We start from the raw sequence: 15,843 nt of genomic DNA on the forward strand, positions 1-15,843 counted from the left end.
CCCCTTCAACGCCACACCGAACCGAAGGACACGCCGACCTGACCAAGCACTACTAGGGGCACGGGCTGTCCCTCGGCGTCCAGCACATGGGCGTCGACCCCGCTGATCGGCCTGCCGATGGGCGGGCGCAGTCCTGCCGGACCCGGGGGGACGTGGCCCGCTGTCGCCACCACGGTGTTCTCCGTCGGCCCGTAGTGGTTGAACAGCTGGAACGGCAGGCCGTCGGGGGGTGCTGCCGGCAGCACGTCGCCGCCGGTCAGCAGCGTGCGCAGCGCGGTGTCGGCCGGCCACGGTTCGTCCAGTGCGGCCGCGGCGACGGGGGTGGGCAGGAATGCCGTGGTGATCTTCTGCTCGCTGAGCCAGCGCACCAGTTCCGTCGGCGCGGCCCGCAGGTGCGGCGGGACGACGGTCAAGGTGGCGCCGGCCGCGAGGGTGGGCCATATCTCCCACGTGGACGCGTCGAATCCAGGGCTGGCGAACAGTGTGGTGCGGTCCGCCGGAGCGAGCGCGTACTCGGCCATGTGCCAGGCGACCAGGTTGGCGAGCCCCCGGTGTTCCAGTGCGACGCCCTTGGGCCGGCCGGTGGACCCCGAGGTGTAGATGAGGTAGGCCAGCCGCTCCGGGGTGAGCTGGTCGGCGTGGACCGGCTCGCCGGCGTCGGCGGTGTCGGCGTCCAGGCTGAGGACGTGGAGGTTGTGTGCGAAGGCCGGCAGCTGCGGTCGTGTCCGGGACGTGGTGAGGATCGTACGTGCGCCGGCGTCCTGCAGGATGAAGGCGATCCGCTCGGCCGGGTAGCTCGGGTCCATGGGCAGGTAGCATCCGCCGGCCATGAGCACCGCGAGTTCGCCGACCACCAGCTCGGGGGAACGATCGGCGCACACCGCCACCGGTTCCTCGGCGGTGATGCCGGATGCGCGGAGCCGGTGGGCCAGTGCCCCGGCGCGCTGCCACAGCTCTCCGTAGCTGAGCTTCCCCTCGGGCCAGCGCACCGCGGTGGCGTCCGGTCGCGTCCGCACCTGCCGTGCGATCAGCTCGGTCACCGGTTGTGTGGTGGCCGCGGCGGGTCCGTGGGCCCAGCGGTCGAGTTCGGCCGATTCCGCGTCCGGGAGCAGGCGCAGGGTGCCCACGCGCGTCTGCGGCCGGGCCACCGCGTCGGCGAGCAGGGTCAGGTAGTGCGTGATCATCCGCTCCATGGTGGCTTCGTCGAACAGGTCGGCCGAGTGCTCCCAGATCATGGCGAGGTCATCGTCCTCGGGACGGGGCGCCCGGCCCAGGCGCTGCTCGGCCCGCGGGATCACGATCACGTTGAGGTCGGCCTTGGCCGAGTTGTTCGAGCGTTCGGTGACCCTGCCGGTGAGCCCGCCGAAGTCGATGTCGGGCACCGCGGAGTCGTGGAAGCTGAACATGACCTGGAACAGCGGGGTGCGCGAGGGGTCGCGGACCGGGTCGATCGCGTCGATCACCGCGTCGACGGGGGTGTCCGACCAGGCCAGCGTCTCGGCGACGCTCAGGCGCACCTGCGCCAGCAAGTCGCTGAACGGCTGGTCGGCCGACACCTTGGTGCGCATGACCAGCGTGTTGACGAGCATGCCGAGCAGCGGCTCCAGCTCGGGCACGTTCCGGTTCGCCGCGCCGGTCCCGACGAGCATGTCCTGCTGTCCGGTGTAGCGGTACAGCAGCGCGGCGAAGCCGGCGTACATGGTGGAGAACAGCGACACCCGGTTCTCGCGGCTGAAGGTGCGGAGTTGCCGGGCCAGTTCGGCGGGGATCCGAATCCGCGGTGCCCGGCCGCGGAAGGTCATCACCGGCGGCCGTGGCCGGTCGGCGGGAAGTTCCAGCGTGTGCGGGGCGCCGGCCAGGCGGGCGGTCCAGTGGTCGACGTGCGTGCGCAGCACTTCGCCGCGCATCCAGTCCCGCTGCCAGAGGGCGTAGTCCGCGTACTGGACGGCGAGTTCGGGCAGTGGTGAGGGCTGCCCGGCGGCGAAGGCCGGGTAGAGGGCTCGCAGCTCGGACAGGAACACCGACAGCGACCAGCCGTCGTGGACGAAGTGGTGTTCCACGTGGAGGAACGTGTTGTGCCCGTTGCCGTGGCGCAGCAGCACCCAGCGGGCCAGGGGCGGCTCGGTCAGGTCGAACGGCTCGCGCAGGTGCGCGGCGACGATCTCGTCGGCCTGCTCGGCCGGGACGTCGAGGACCTTGAGCGGCGCCTTGGCCTGGGGGATCGGGCGCTGGTAGCCCACTCCGTTGACGGAGACGAAGGCGGTGCGCAGGATCTCGTGACGGCGGACGATCTCGTCGAGCGTCGCGCGCAGGGCGTCGACGTCCACGTCGCCCTGCAGGGACACCGTGGCCTGGAAGTTGTAGGCCAGGTTGCCGGGCGAGAACTGTTCGAAGAACCAGACCCTCTCCTGCGGCAGGGACAGCGGGATCGGCCGGTTCCGGTCTGCGCGGCGCACCGGCGGTGCGGTCGGTGCGATGGCCTGGGCGGCGGGTTCGGGGCTGTTGTCTTCGGTCGCGGCGGCCCGCTGGTCGATGATCGCCGCGAGGTCGGCGACGGTGGGCGTGCCGAACAGCTCGCGCACGCTCACCACGGCGTGCAGCTCCGCGGTGATACGGGCCGCGAGCCCAGCGACGAGCAGCGAGTTCCCGCCGAGGGCGAAGAAATCGTCGTGGACGCCGACTTCTGTGCCGCCGAGCAGCCCGGCCACGATCCTTGCCAGTGCGGCCTCGGTCGGGGTGCGGGGCGGGACCGCGGTGTCGGCCAGTCCGGCCGCTGTGCGGTCGGGGGCGGGCAGCGCGGCGCGGTCGACCTTGCCGTTGGGGGTCAGCGGCAGCGAGGGCAGCACGACGACCGCCGCCGGCACCATGTAGCCGGGCAGCCGGGCCGCGACGAACTCGAGCAGCTCGGTCGTGGGGACGCCGGTGACCGCATAGGCGACCAGGCGCGCGTCCGGGCGGCCGGAGTGTTCGACCACCACGAAGGCGTCCCGGACGCCGGGGTGCTGCTTGAGGACCGTGGCCACCTCGCCGGGTTCGATCCGGAATCCGCGGATCTTGGCCTGATCGTCGTAGCGGCCGATGTACTCGAAGACCCCGTCGGGGCGGCGGCGGACCTTGTCGCCCGTGCGGTACATGCGCTGTCCGGGGGCGCCGATGTCGGGCACGAACGCCGCCGCCGTGCTCGCCGGGTCGTGCAGGTATCCGCGTGCCACGCACGCGCCGGCCAGGCACAGTTCGCCGACCTCGCCGTCGGGCACCGGGTCGAGCCCGTCGAGCACGTAGCAGCGCACGCCGTCGACGGGCACGCCGATCGGCGGCGGCACGGGTCCGCCTGGCAGGACCTCGCCGGCCGTCACCTTCACCGTGGCTTCGGTCGGCCCGTAGAGGTTGATCACGGTGAACGGCAGCCCGTCGGGCACGCCGCGCTGCATCGCCGAGCCACCGGTGTGCAGGTACCGAAGCGCCGTGTGCGCGGGCCAGGTCTCGTCGAGGACGGCTTCGGCCAGCGGGGTGGGCAGGAAGGTCACGGTGATCTGCTCGTCGGCCAGCCAGGTGGTGAGCGCGGACGGCGAGGTGCGCACCTCGGCGGGCGGCACCACCAGTGTGGCGCCGGCGGTCAGGGTGAACCAGATGTCCTGGACGGACACGTCGAATCCGGGACTGGCCAGCAGGGTCGAGCGGTCCTGGCGCCGCGTGCCGTAGGTCTTGTGGTGCCAGTGCATCAGGTTGGCCAGGCTCGCGTGGGTCACCGCGACGCCCTTGGGCCGGCCGGTGGAACCCGATGTGTAGATCACGTAGGCCAGTGCGGCACCGTTCGGGCTGGGCGGTGTCAAGGCGGTCGTCGGGGACGGTTCCCTGGTCAGGTCGACCAGCAGGACGTCGTCGCCCAGCGGTGCCCCGCCGGACACCAGCGGCGCGGTGCTGAGGACCGCAACGGCGCCGGAGGCCTGAAGCAGTTGGCGGATCCGCGCCGCCGGGTGGGCCGGGTCCAGCGGCAGGTAGGCCGCGCCCGCCAGCAGGGCGGCCAGCTCGGCGACCACCAGTTCCGCCGACCGGTCGGCGTAGACGGCCACGACGCTGTCCTGGCCCACCCCCCGCTCGGTCAGCTCGGTCGCCAGAGCGGACGCGTGCGCGGCCAGGTTTCGGTAGGTCAGTCTCAGGTCACCGTCCTGCACCGCGACCGCATCCGGTGCCTCGGCCACCCGGGCATAAAATTCATTGAGCACCATCTCGCACGTCATCCTTCACTGCTGAGAGTGGGTGGCTGAACGGCTTACTGCGCGGCCCGGCGCAGACTCAGGGGGCGCATGTCCGTCCAGGCCTCGTTGATGTGGGCCAGGCATTCCGCCTTGGAACCGCTGACGCCGCCGCTGCGCCAGCCGAGGGGCAGGTCGCGGTCGGCGGGCCAGATCGAGTACTGCTCCTCGTCATTGAGTACGACCACGTAGGACCGGGTGTCGTCGTCCATGTGTTCCTCCGGCTCGGCGGGATACGGGGTGGCGTGCCGCTGGTCGTGCCTCTGTGGCCGTCAGGCCGGCGTCGAGGCCGTGGCCGCGGGAACGACGGGTGCGGAGGGCCCGCGCCGCAGCACGCCGTGAAGACGGACGTGCCCGCGGAGCATCACCACCAGGTCCTCTTCGCGTGGCGCCCGGAAACGGCCGGCCGCCCGGCACCGTCGAGGCAACCGGGCCGCTTTCGCACTCGGTGACCAGCGAGCACCCATGCGTGCGGCCCCGGAACACGGCCGTCGGCGAACTTCCGCCCCCCTGCGTTTCATTCCGACAGCATGGGTCGCGTTGGTTCGCGCCGACAGAGCATGGGAATTACTCCGGTGGTCCGTTAAATCAAGGATTGGGTGTATAGGCGGTATTCGCTGGCCGGTGAAGAAGGCGTCGGTGGCGGGCCGGTGCGAGCCCGGCGCCGTTATCCTCTTCGCGGCCCCGCGACAGAACGAAGATCGTGGCCGCGGCCTCGGATCCGGTCCCGGTCAAGGACGTCGGGGTCCAGCTCGGCAGGGGCACCCGGCCCGGCGGGTCGAACCGGTACGCGACAAGCTCAGGCGCCTGGCTGACCGGGGCCGGCCGCACTGCATCCGCGACCGCGCGGCGGGCTTCCGACTGCTCACCCGCTCCACCGTCGACACGCCGCACACGGTCGAGTGGGCGGACGGCACCACGTACCCGGTCGTCGGCGTCGAGATCTCGTCGGCGAGCCACCCCTTCTGCACCGGCACCTCGCGTGTGGTGGGCACCACGGGCCGGGTGGAGCGCTTCGACCGGCGCTACGGCCGCACCGCTCCCGTCACCGCTGACGGCGGGACCGTTCGATCCAGGGCGGAGGCCGCGATGAAGGTACGCGCGTCGCTGCGTTCGCTGAAGGCCGGGCCGGGCGCACAGGTGGTGCGCCGGCGGGGTGCGACCTTCGTGATCAACAAGAAGGACCCCCGCTTCAAGGCCCGCCAGCCGCGACGGGCCGCGCCGAGCCAGGCCCCGGCTCCGTCCCGGCTCGGTCCGCCCCCGCTGGGTCCGTCCCGGCCCCGTCGTCCACGGCCTGGTCCGTCCCGGCCCGGCCCGCAGCGACCCGGACCGGCTCCGTCGTCACGGTGCCGGGGGCGGCTCCGTTCCGCCGCTCGGCACCGCGACACGCGCCACGCGCACGGGTGGTCGTACGGGACCGCGCCCGCGTCACTGCGCGGGGACCGCGGCGCTCTTCCGCACGGGGTGCTTGCTCATGACCGACACCCGGTTGAAGGCGTTCATGGTGAGGGCGACCCAGATCACCGCGGAGATCTCGTCGTCGGACAGCGCGGCACGGGCCTCGGCGTAGGCGGCGGTCTGGGCGGCGGCGTCCGCCGGGTGCGTGGTGGCCTCCGCGAGGGCGAGGGCCGCGCGTTCCCGGGGGGTGAACACCTCGGTGTCGCGCCAGGCCGCCAGGACGCCCAGCCGCTGGGCGGTCTCGCCGGCCCGCAGGGCGGCGCGGGTGTGCAGGTTGAGGCAGAAGGCGCAGGCGTTGAGCTGCGAGACGCGCAGGTTGACCAGTTCGACGAGGACGCGGTCGAGTCCGGCCGCCGCCGCGGCGTCCTTCACGGTGTCCGCGGTGGCGACCAGCGCCCGGTAGGCGTCGGGGTGCTGCTTGTCGATGTAGATCCGGTTGCCGGGTGCCGCTGCCGCCGTGTCCGCTGTCACGTCATTCCTTCGTCGAGTGAACGGTCGTCGTCCCGTCCTATCATCGACCAGACGATGTTGAAAGTCGTACATTCCCCCGCGTGGTGAAGGGCTGAAACCGTGAGCAACACCGAAGCGCGCCCCGTCGAGACGAGATGCGGGGGACGGTCCGGCGCCGCCGCGCCCGCCGCCGTCGAGATCCTCACCGCCCGGGAGGTGCCGCTGGGAGGCCCGCGGGCGATGCCGGTGCGGCGCACCCTGCCCCAACGGGCCCGCACCCTGATCGGGGCGTGGTGCTTCGCCGACCACTACGGCCCCGACGACGTGTCCCGCACGGGCGGCATGGACGTCGCCCCGCACCCCCACACCGGTCTGCAGACGGTCAGCTGGCTCTTCAGCGGGGAGATCGAACACCGCGACAGCCTGGGCAGCCACGCCTGGGTCCGGCCCGGCGAGCTCAATCTCATGACCGGCGGCCACGGCATCAGCCACACCGAGGTGTCGACGCCGCGGACGACGGTCCTGCACGGCGTCCAGCTCTGGGTGGCGCTCCCGGACGCCCACCGCGACGCGCCGCGCGACTTCCAGCACCACGTCCCCACGCCGGTGCCGCTGGACGGCGGCAGCGCCCGTGTCTTCCTCGGCACCCTCGCCGGCGACACCTCCCCGGTCCGCACCTTCACGCCCCTCCTCGGTGCCGAGCTGTCCGTCGAGCCGGGCGCGACACTGACCCTCGACGTCGACCCCGGCTTCGAACACGGACTCCTGGTGGACAGCGGCGACATCCGCCTGAACGGCACCGCCCTGCGACCGGCCGAACTCGGCTGCACCGCGCCCGGACACACGGTGCTCACCCTCGTGAACCAGGGAGCGGAGAGCGCCCGGCTGGTACTGCTGGGCGGGCCGCCCTTCGGCGAGGAGATCGTCATGTGGTGGAACTTCATCGGCCGCACCCACGACGACATCGTCCGGGCCCGCGAGGACTGGGAGAACGCCTCGGACCGCTTCGGCCGGGTCGAGGGCTACCCGGGCGACCGCCTGCCGGCACCCGCCCTGCCCAACGCCACCCTCACTCCGCGCCGGAACCCCGCGCCGGCCGACGCGGCGGACCGGGGCCCGCACGCCTGATCCGGCCCCGCCGCCCGGCCGCGAGGGGCTCGCGGCCGGGCTCGGCGTCGGTGCCCGGCACCTCGCCTCGTCGTGAAGTCGTCGCCCCGCGGTGGATAGAATCGCTGGTAGGAACAGAGCGGCCCGTCGCGTCGACCGCGCGGGTGGGACGGCTCCGGGACGTGCGGGGACGACGCCGTGCCCGGCACCGTCACGGGCCCCGCGCGGGGACCGCCGAACGGGCGGGGCAGCGAATGACATGAATCTTTACACGGGCCGGGCCTCCGGCCTGATCGGCAAGCAGATCGCGGGCTACCGGGTCGAGCGCGTGATCGGCCGCGGAGGCATGGCCGTCGTCTACCGCGCGAAGGACCTGCGCCTGGACCGCACGGTCGCGCTCAAGCTGATCGCCCCGGAGCGCGCCGGGGACGACACTTTCCGCCGCCGCTTCACCCACGAGTCACGGGTGGCCGCGGCGATCGACCACCCGCACATCGTGCCGATCTTCGAAGCCGGTGAGACGGACGGCGTCCTGTACATCGCCATGCGCTACGTCTCCGGCCTGGACCTGCGGGCCCTGCTGGACCGGGACGGCCCGCTGCCCGTCCCGACCGCCCTGCGCATCGCCACCCAGGTGGCCTCCGCGCTCGACGCGGCCCATGAGCACGATCTGGTGCACCGGGACGTCAAGCCCGGCAACATCCTGGTCGCCGCGGGCACCGACAGCGACCACCCCGAGCACGTCTACCTCACGGACTTCGGGCTGACGAAGAAGTCGCTGTCGCTCAGCGGGTTCACCACCGCGGGCGAGTTCGTCGGCACGCTGGACTACATGGCGCCGGAACAGATCTCCGGCCGGCCGGTGGACGGCCGGTGCGATCTCTACAGCCTCGCCTGCGTCGTCTACGAGACCCTGGCCGGCGGACCGCCCTTCCGGCGGGACGAGGACGTGGCACTGCTGTGGGCGCACCAGTACGACCAGCCGCCGCCCCTGACCGAGCGGCGCCCGGGGATCGCCCCCGCCGCCGCCGAGGTCATGGCGAAGGCCCTGGCCAAGATTCCCGAGGACCGTTACGGCTCCTGCCGGGAGTTCGTGGCGGCCCTGCGCGTCGCGGCCGGGGGCGGCGTCGCCCGGCCGGCCCCCCGCGGCGGCTCCCGGCCGTCCGGAGCCCCGGACGGCCGGGAGCCGCCGCCGGAGCCCCCGGCCTGGGCCCGGCCGGTCTTCCGGGGGCCGCCCGGGCGGTCGTAGCGGTCGTGCTGGTCGTAGCCGCCGCGGACCGGCTTCCCGGAAGCCGTCCCGGTGGTCGCCCGACAGCCGCTCGATCGGTGTCGCCCGGTCAGGTGTCACAGTCCCAGGGAGACGGCCAGGCGGGTCAGTTCCGCCGTGCTGTTGATGCCCAGCTTGGCGCGGATTCGCCGCAGGTAGGCGTCGACCGTGTGCTGGGAGAGCCCCATGTGGCGGGCCGTCTGAAGGTAGGTGCGTCCCGCGGCGATGTGCCGCAGTGTCTCCTGCTCACGCGGGGCCAGTGCGGGCGTGGGGGCTTCGGCGTGCGGCGTGGTGATCGTGAGGCTCATGGGATTCTCTCCGAAGGTGCGGCTCGGTCGTCCCCGCCTGCGGCTCCGGAAGCAGGAAGACATCTGCCGTTATGTCGGTATTTGTCCTCTTGGTTGAAAAGCCTGCACGTGCGACGTCATGACCGTGTCCGCCGACTGTCACAGGCCTGTCACGACGCATGTCCGACGCGTCTCCCGCGCGTGCCCCGTGCGCACCCGGCGTCCTCAGCAGCCGGCGAGGGACTGCTCCGCCCAGATGGTCTTGCCGACGGGCGCGTGCCGGGTGCCCCAGCGCTGCGAGAGCTGGGCGACCAGCAGCAGACCGCGCCCTCCCTCGTCGTAGGTCCGGGCCCGGCGCATGTGCGGGGCGGTGCTGCTGGAGTCGGAGACCTCGCAGATCAGGGTGGTGTTCTCGTGGATCAGCCGCAGCTGGATGGGCGGCCGGCCGTAGCGGATGGCGTTGGTGACCAGCTCGCTGACCATCAGCTCGGTGACGAAGGTGGCCTCGTCGAGCCCCCAGGCCGTCAGCTGGTCGGTGGTGCACCGGCGGGCGCGGGCGACGACGGTGGGGTCGGGCGGCAGGTCCCAGGCGGCGACCCGGTCACCGTGCAGGGCCCGGGTACGGGCGACCAGCAGGGCGATGTCGTCGTCGGGACGGCACGTCACCAGACCCGTCAGGATCCGGTCGCACACCGTCTCCAGCGAGGAGGCGGGCCGGGCCAGGGCCGCGAACATGCGGTCCAGGGCGTCGTCGAGGTCTTGGTCGCGGGTCTGCAGCAGACCGTCGGTGTACAGGGTGAGGATGCTGCCCTCGGGAAGCTCGGTCTCCACGGTCTCGAAGGGCAGGCCGCCCAGCCCCAGCGGTGGGCCGACCGGGACGTCCAGGAGGTACACGGCGCCGTCCGGGGAGACCACGGCGGGCGGGGGGTGACCGGCCCGGGCGAGGGTGCAGCGGCGGGAGACCGGGTCGTAGACCACGTACAGACAGGTGGCGCCGATGCCTCCGGCGGCCTCCCCGGCGCCTTCCGGGCCCGCCTCGTCGGCGGACAGGTGGATGATGAGGTCGTCGAGGTGGGTGAGCAGCTCGTCGGGCGGCAGGTCGACGTCGGCCAGGGTGCGCACCGCGGTGCGCAGCCGGCCCATCGTGGCGGCGGCGCGCATCCCGTGGCCGACGACGTCGCCGACGACCAGCGCCACCCGTGCGCCGGACAGCGGGATCACGTCGAACCAGTCGCCGCCCACACCGGACTCGGTGCCTGCGGGCAGATAGCGGGAGGCGATCTCCAGCGCCGACTGGTCCGGGAGCGTCCGCGGGAGCAGGCTGCGCTGCAACGTCATGGTGTTGGTGCGCTCCCGGGTGTGCCGGCGCGCGTTGTGGATGCTCACGGCCGCCCGGGTCGTGAGCCGCTCGGCCAGCCGCAGGTCCTCCGGGTCGAAGGGCTCCGGGCGCTGGTGGCGGCCGAAGACGGCCAGGCCCAGCGTCACCCCGCCGACCCGCAGCGGCACCGCCATCATCGAGTGGGTCCCGTACTCGCGGATCCACGCCGCCGCGGGGTCCTGGGCCACCCACTGGGCGACGGCCGGGTGGTCGGCCCCGTAGACGGCGCCGCGGCCCGCGGCCAGGCACTCGGCGGGAGGGGACAGCGGCGGGTAGACCGCCGCCCCGCCGATGCCGACCGGGAGTTCCGGGCTGCCTTCGAGCACCGACCGCACGGCGGTACGGCACAGGGTGACCGGCGGCGCCGGGGCGGGCGAGGGCGTGTCACCGCGCGGGGGCGGGTCGAGCAGGTCGACGGCCACGAAGTCGGCGAGCCGGGGGACGACCACGTCGGACAGCTCCTGCGCGGTGCGGGCGCTGTTCAGCGTGGTGCCGATGCGGACGTCGGCCTCGTGCGGCAGGGCCGCCTGCTGCCGGTCGCCCTCCTGCGCGGCCCGGTCGTGCGCGGTCAGGCAGACGGCGCGCACCCGGCCGTCCGCGTCGCGCAGCGGGGCCAGCGTGGTCGCCCAGTCGTGTGCGGCGCCGGCACCCGTACGGCGGGCGAAGGCCCGCACCTGCTGCGGCTCGCCGGTCTCCAGCGCCAGGCGCATCCGCCGTTCGGTCTCGTCGCTCACGGGGTCCGGCGCGATGTCCGGCAGGCGCAGGCCGCGCATCACGGCCTCGGGGAGGGAGAGCGTGCGCTCCATGCCGGCGTTCGCCCGCATCAGCCGCAGGTCGGTGTCGAAGACCGCCAGCACGCAGGGGGACTGGCTGAACGCCCATTCCCCCATGGTCTCGCTCCAGGGCATACGGGGCCGGCCCGGTACGGGAGCCACCACCAGCCACTTGGCGGCTCCGCCCGCGGTCGTCCAGCGGTGGGCGAGCAGCCCCGCCTCCACCCGGCGGCCGTCCCGGTGCCGCAGCGCCACGGTGCCGCCCCACCGCTCCTGCTCGGGCGGGACCCGCCGCGCCGTGCCACCGCCGGCGTCGGCGAGCAGGCGGGTGACGGGCAGCCCGATGGCCTCGGAGGCCAGGTAACCGAGCAGGCGGCGGGCGCCCTCGCTCCATCCGAGCACGATGCCCTGTTCGTCGACGGTGGCCGTGGCCGTGTCCGCCGACTCCCGGGGGTCCGTCTCCTCGGGCAGCTCACCAGGAGAGAGGGGAAATCGTTCCATCGCCGCTCATCTCGCCCTCGCTCGTTCCGCTCCCGCTGCCTGCGGGAACCGGGCGCCAAAGGACTCCCTTGACCAGGATGGAACCGCGGGGCGGGGAGTACCAGCGCAGTGCCGTCACGGCAGGTCGGCAGCGGTGCGGGCGGTGGGCGTCAGGTGGCGGGGCCGACGGTCCGGCTCACTCGGCCGGGTTGCCGGGGCCGGGGTCGTCGTTCTGCGGTTCGGGGTCGTTCGGTGGGGGTGCGGGATCGTCGTTCTCGGGCGCGGGTTCGGTGGTGTCGCCCTCGGGGTCGGGTGCGGGGTCGTCGTTCTCGGGCGGGCGGACCTGGTTGTCGTCCTCGGGGTCGGGCCGCGGGTCGCCGTCCTCGGGCTCGGGTTCGGGGGTGTCGGTCTCGGGCTTCGGCTCCGGGGGGTTGTCCTCGGGCTTGGGCTGCGGCGGGTTGTCCTCGGGCTTGAACTCGGGGTCGTCCTTGTCCGGCTCGGGGTCGTCCTTGTCCGGCTCGGGATCGTTCGGCTTGGGTTCGGGCTTGTCGGGCTTGTCTGGCTCGGGTTTGTCCGGCTTGTCGGGTTCGGACTCAGGGCGGTCGGGCTTGTCCGGCTTGGGTTCGGGGTGATCGGGCCGGGGCTCGGGCTTGGGTTCGGGCTGGTCGTGGTCCGGCTTCGGCTCGGGCTTGCCCGGCTGGTCCGGCTTGGGCTCGGGGCCCTCCCTGTCCGGCTTGGGCTCGGGCTTCGGCTCGGGCCTCGGTTCGCCCTCGCGCTTGCCGTCGTCCGGCTCGCGCTTGCCGTCGCGGGGCTCGCTGCCCGGCGGCTCGGCCGACGGCAGCGGCCAGTGCCTGGGCGGGGGAGCGGTCTTCTCGTCGTCGTCGCCCTGGTCGCCCGAGTGGCGGCGGATCCAGTCCTTCTCCTTCGCGTCGAAGATGACAAACTCCTTGATCTCGGCGGCCGCGCGGTTGATCACCACGACGTTCTGCGGCCGGTACCCGGACCAGGTGTCCCCCTTGTGCTGGGGCGTGCCCTTCTGGGCGATCGCGCGGGTCAGCGGATTGCCGCAGGCGCAGCGCACCTTGGGCTCGCCGTAGCCGTCGACGAGCACGGCCGTGCCGGCCTGGAGCACCGACTGGAACTTGGTGGCCGCGCCGTCGTGGTAGCCGTGGTTGCTGACCCGGGTGTCGGAACGCAGCAGGACGGACGTCAGTGAGCGCAGGTACCCGGGCACCGCGGACTCCGGGACGGACAGGACCGAGGCGAACGCCTCGTTCTTGGTGCGGTCGGCGGTCAGATAGCGGATCTGCTTCTCGACGTCGCAGCTGGCGGTGTGGTGGCTGCCGCCGTAGAGGCCGGGTTCCGACCCCGCCACGCTGCGGATGGCGTTCGCCTCGGCGGCCGGTTGGTCGGGTGCGGCAGCGGGCAGCGGCGCGGTGGTGCGCGCCGTGGACGGGGTCCACGGGTCCGGCCCCGTCGCGTTCGTGGGCTGGAGGATGACCTCGCCTGACTCGGCGGGGCCGCCTGCCAGGCGGGTGAGGACGACCGCCAGGGTCACGGCGGCGACGAGAACGGTGACCGCCGCGACCCGCGGTACCGACCGCCACCACGGCCCTTGTCCGCCCCGGCCCGGGCGCCGCTTCGGACGGTCCGGGCCGCCGGGGCCACCGCCGCCCGGGCCGCCGGGGCCGGGTGGCCCGCCCGGACCGCTGGGCCCCCCGCCGCCCGATCCGCCACCCCTGGGCGGCGGGGGTGGCGGCGGGCGTCCTGCCGGATCGCCGGACGGGCGGTCGGAGAGTGGGCCGGAGGGCGGCCCGGTGGGGCGCTCTGGCAGCGGTTCGGAACTCACGGCTTCCCCTCCCGCCGGGCGCGGGGACCGCGCGGTTCGAAGGGTTCGTCACGGTGTCGTGAGGATTTGCGGGGATTCAGGCCTCCGGTAACCATTGTGCGCTTCGGCACCTTGAGGCCCCAAGTCGGCCCAGCCGGACCGAGCCGGACCGGGCCGGGCCGAGCCGGACCGGGCCGGGCCGAGCCGGACCGGGCCGGGCCGAGCCGGACCGGGCCGAGCCGGACCGGGCCGGGCCGAGCCGGACCGAGCCGGACCGAGCCGGACCGAGCCGGACCGAGCCGGACTAAGCCGGACCCAGCCGGCCCGACCGGCCTGGTGGGCCGCCCCCGCGCACGCGTCTCAGCGCGGCTCGCCGGGCCAGTCCACGATCCGTGTCGGCGCGAGGGGTTCGTCGGAGGCCCGCGGCGGCGCGGGCGCGGCGGGAGTCCCGCCGGCGGACGGGACGGAGGAGACCGCGTAGGTGTCGATCCGGGTGCCGTCGCAGTACACCCAGCGTTCCTGCTCGGCGTCGTACAGCCACGCCGCCTCCCCGTCGATGACCATCCCGGCGCGCAGCCCGCGGGTGCGCTGCCGGAAGGTCTCGCCGTCCGTCTTCCCCGCCGTCAGGTCCTCCGTGGCCAGCCAGTAGCGGCCGAGCGACTCCTTCAGCCGGGCCAGCAGCGGGCGCGGGTCGGCCGTGCGGGCGGGCGGGGCGCCGGCCACCGGCGGGGACTGCGGCACGGGGACCAGCAGGCGGCCGTCGACCCAGGCCGACCAGCCGTTGTGGCACACGATGCGTCCCCAGTCGCCGCGCCGGTCGATCAACTGGACGGGCAGCAGCGGGTCGAGCGGCACGGTCGGCCGGGACACGTCGGGCGTCTCCCAGGCGGCCAGTCCGTCGGTGGGTATGACATGGGTCGGAAGGAAACCGGTGTCGGGGGTGGCCATGTCTCCCGCCTCCGTAGGTGACGGTGCGCGCGGGCTTCTGACGGCCCGTCCGGTGGGTGGCGCGGGAGCCGCGGCGATGCGCGGCCGTGCGGTTCCCGGCGTCACCGACCGGTCCGCCGTGTCCGACGACGTCCTTTCGTCTGAAATCTTAGCCCTGGCATGCCGGCGGCGGCCTGCCGGGGGAGAAGCGGAGCGGCCCGGGGCCGGCGGCTTTCGGCGCGCTCCCCGCACTCCCGCTCCTTCTGGATCCGGCTGCGCCTGCCGGTGCCGCGCGCGGCCGGGCAGCACGGCCAGGACGGTGGGGGCGCCGGCGGCCATGACCAGGCCGCCGGCGGGGCTGGTGCGGGCGACACCGCGGAGCGACGGCTTCGTGCACCGCGTCGACCAGGGCCGGGGCCGGTGGGCCGGCTCCCCGGCGACCTGTCCGGTGACCGCGTAACGGCGCCCACCGACTCCGGTCGCCCGGTGGTGCGGACGCCTGACACCCCTTGCCCCGCCCTTCCGCGAGGCCGCGGCCGCGTCCCGGTGTGACGGTTGCCCTTGCGTCGCCGCGTCCGCACCACCAGTCTCTCGTGGAACACGCGTCCGAAGAATGGTTATCCCAGGCTCACCGATCGATCTCCCATGTGACGGACAGCATCGTTCGGCGTCGAGGACAGGGAAGTTTGTGATGAACGCAGAGCGCACGAAGGAGACGGCGGCCCTGGTGACCGCCGCCCGCGGCGGTGACCCGGCGGCCCAGGACGCCCTGGTCGGTGCCTACCTGCCGCTGGTCTACAACATCGTGGGGCGGGCGCTGAACGGCTCCGTGGACGTCGACGACGTGGTGCAGGAGACCATGCTCCGCGCCCTGGACGCCCTGGTCGGTCTGCGTGCTCCCGAGAACTTCCGCTCCTGGCTCGTGGCCATCGCGATGAACCAGGTCCGGGCCCACTGGCAGGACCGCCGGCCGGCGCCGGGCGCCGTGGAGGAGGCCGAGGAACTCGCGGACCCCGGCGCAGACTTCGTGGACCTGACCCTGGTGCGGTTGCAGCTGTCCGGCCAGCGTCAGGAGACGGCCCGCGCGACACGCTGGCTGGAGCCCGACGACCGGGGGCTGCTGTCGCTGTGGTGGCTGGAGTGCGCCGGTGAGCTGACGCGGCATGAGGTCGCCGCCGCCCTGGAGCTGTCGCCGCAGCACACGGCCGTGCGGGTGCAGCGGATGAAGGCGCAGCTGGAGGCGGCCCGGGTGGTGGTGCGGGCGCTCGACGCGCGGCCGCGCTGCGCGGAACTGGCGGGCGTACTGGCCTCCTGGGACGGCCGGCCCTCCGCGCTGTGGCGCAAGCGCATAGCCCGCCATGCCCGCGGCTGCGCGAGCTGCTCCGGCCTGTGGAGCGGGCTGATGCCCGCGGAGGGGCTGCTGGCAGGTCTGGCGCTGGTCGCCGTGTCGCCCGCACTGCTCGAACGGGTGCTGTCCGCCTCCGGCGGCATGGTCGCGGCCGGCTCCGCGGCACCGCTGGGCGTGTCCGGCGGGCCGGTCCGGGGAGCCGGACACCGCGCCGGGTCCGGCCGGCCGGACTCCCGCAGCGAGGCCCGCAGGCGCCGCCGGGTCCGGGGCCGGGGCGCCGGGGG

At 73.9% G+C, this 15,843-nt stretch carries 10 protein-coding genes and 2 pseudogenes; 5 read left to right on the forward strand and 7 right to left on the reverse strand.

What is annotated here, in order from left to right:
• Positions 1-5: 5 nt before the first annotated feature.
• Both ACFF45_RS33580 and ACFF45_RS33585 read right to left on the reverse strand, forming a co-directional pair.
• On the reverse strand, positions 6-4,241 hold the full coding sequence (locus tag ACFF45_RS33580; RefSeq protein WP_381350743.1) for a non-ribosomal peptide synthetase: 4,236 nt from the start codon (positions 4,239-4,241) through the stop codon (positions 6-8).
• A gap of 32 nt (positions 4,242-4,273) precedes the next feature.
• Positions 4,274-4,468, reverse strand: a complete 195-nt coding sequence (locus ACFF45_RS33585; RefSeq protein ID WP_381350744.1) for an MbtH family protein — start codon at positions 4,466-4,468, stop codon at positions 4,274-4,276.
• 595 nt (positions 4,469-5,063) lie between these two features.
• On the opposite strand from ACFF45_RS33585, the pseudogene ACFF45_RS33590 reads away from it, so the two are divergent.
• Together ACFF45_RS33590 and ACFF45_RS33595 are read left to right on the forward strand one after the other, a co-directional pair.
• Positions 5,064-5,297, forward strand: a pseudogene (locus ACFF45_RS33590) (type B 50S ribosomal protein L31); the annotation flags it as partial.
• A gap of 48 nt (positions 5,298-5,345) precedes the next feature.
• Positions 5,346-5,450, forward strand: a pseudogene (locus tag ACFF45_RS33595) (ribosomal protein bL36); the annotation flags it as partial.
• A gap of 234 nt (positions 5,451-5,684) precedes the next feature.
• Here the strand turns inward: ACFF45_RS33595 and ACFF45_RS33600 are convergent.
• Positions 5,685-6,185, reverse strand: a complete 501-nt coding sequence (locus ACFF45_RS33600; RefSeq protein WP_381350745.1) for a carboxymuconolactone decarboxylase family protein — start codon at positions 6,183-6,185, stop codon at positions 5,685-5,687.
• Positions 6,186-6,284: 99 nt separating this feature from the next.
• Here ACFF45_RS33600 and ACFF45_RS33605 point away from each other — a divergent pair, with 99 nt between their 5' ends.
• Together ACFF45_RS33605 and ACFF45_RS33610 are read left to right on the forward strand one after the other, a co-directional pair.
• Positions 6,285-7,292 (forward strand): pirin family protein, encoded by a 1,008-nt coding sequence (locus ACFF45_RS33605; protein WP_381350746.1) that lies wholly within the window; start codon positions 6,285-6,287, stop codon positions 7,290-7,292.
• 238 nt (positions 7,293-7,530) lie between these two features.
• On the forward strand, positions 7,531-8,520 hold the full coding sequence (locus ACFF45_RS33610; RefSeq protein WP_381350747.1) for a serine/threonine-protein kinase: 990 nt from the start codon (positions 7,531-7,533) through the stop codon (positions 8,518-8,520).
• 95 nt (positions 8,521-8,615) lie between these two features.
• Here the strand turns inward: ACFF45_RS33610 and ACFF45_RS33615 are convergent, their stop codons facing one another.
• The 4 genes from ACFF45_RS33615 to ACFF45_RS33630 form a co-directional block, all read right to left on the reverse strand.
• Positions 8,616-8,846, reverse strand: a complete 231-nt coding sequence (locus ACFF45_RS33615; protein ID WP_381350748.1) for a response regulator transcription factor — start codon at positions 8,844-8,846, stop codon at positions 8,616-8,618.
• A gap of 204 nt (positions 8,847-9,050) precedes the next feature.
• Positions 9,051-11,477: a SpoIIE family protein phosphatase gene (locus tag ACFF45_RS33620; RefSeq protein ID WP_381350749.1), complete on the reverse strand. Its 2,427-nt coding sequence runs from the start codon at positions 11,475-11,477 to the stop codon at positions 9,051-9,053.
• Between the two features lie 175 nt (positions 11,478-11,652).
• The gene (locus tag ACFF45_RS33625; protein ID WP_381350750.1) at positions 11,653-13,014 is read right to left on the reverse strand and encodes a DUF6777 domain-containing protein; all 1,362 of its coding nucleotides are present in this window, start codon (positions 13,012-13,014) and stop codon (positions 11,653-11,655) included.
• Positions 13,015-13,644: 630 nt separating this feature from the next.
• Positions 13,645-14,232 (reverse strand): hypothetical protein, encoded by a 588-nt coding sequence (locus ACFF45_RS33630; protein WP_381350751.1) that lies wholly within the window; start codon positions 14,230-14,232, stop codon positions 13,645-13,647.
• Positions 14,233-14,902: 670 nt separating this feature from the next.
• Here ACFF45_RS33630 and ACFF45_RS33635 point away from each other — a divergent pair.
• A partial coding sequence (locus ACFF45_RS33635) for an RNA polymerase sigma factor (RefSeq protein ID WP_381350752.1) occupies positions 14,903-15,843 on the forward strand: 941 nt, incomplete at its 3' end.

Source organism: Streptomyces cinereospinus (assembly GCF_042430725.1).
GTDB lineage: Bacteria > Actinomycetota > Actinomycetes > Streptomycetales > Streptomycetaceae > Streptomyces > Streptomyces cinereospinus.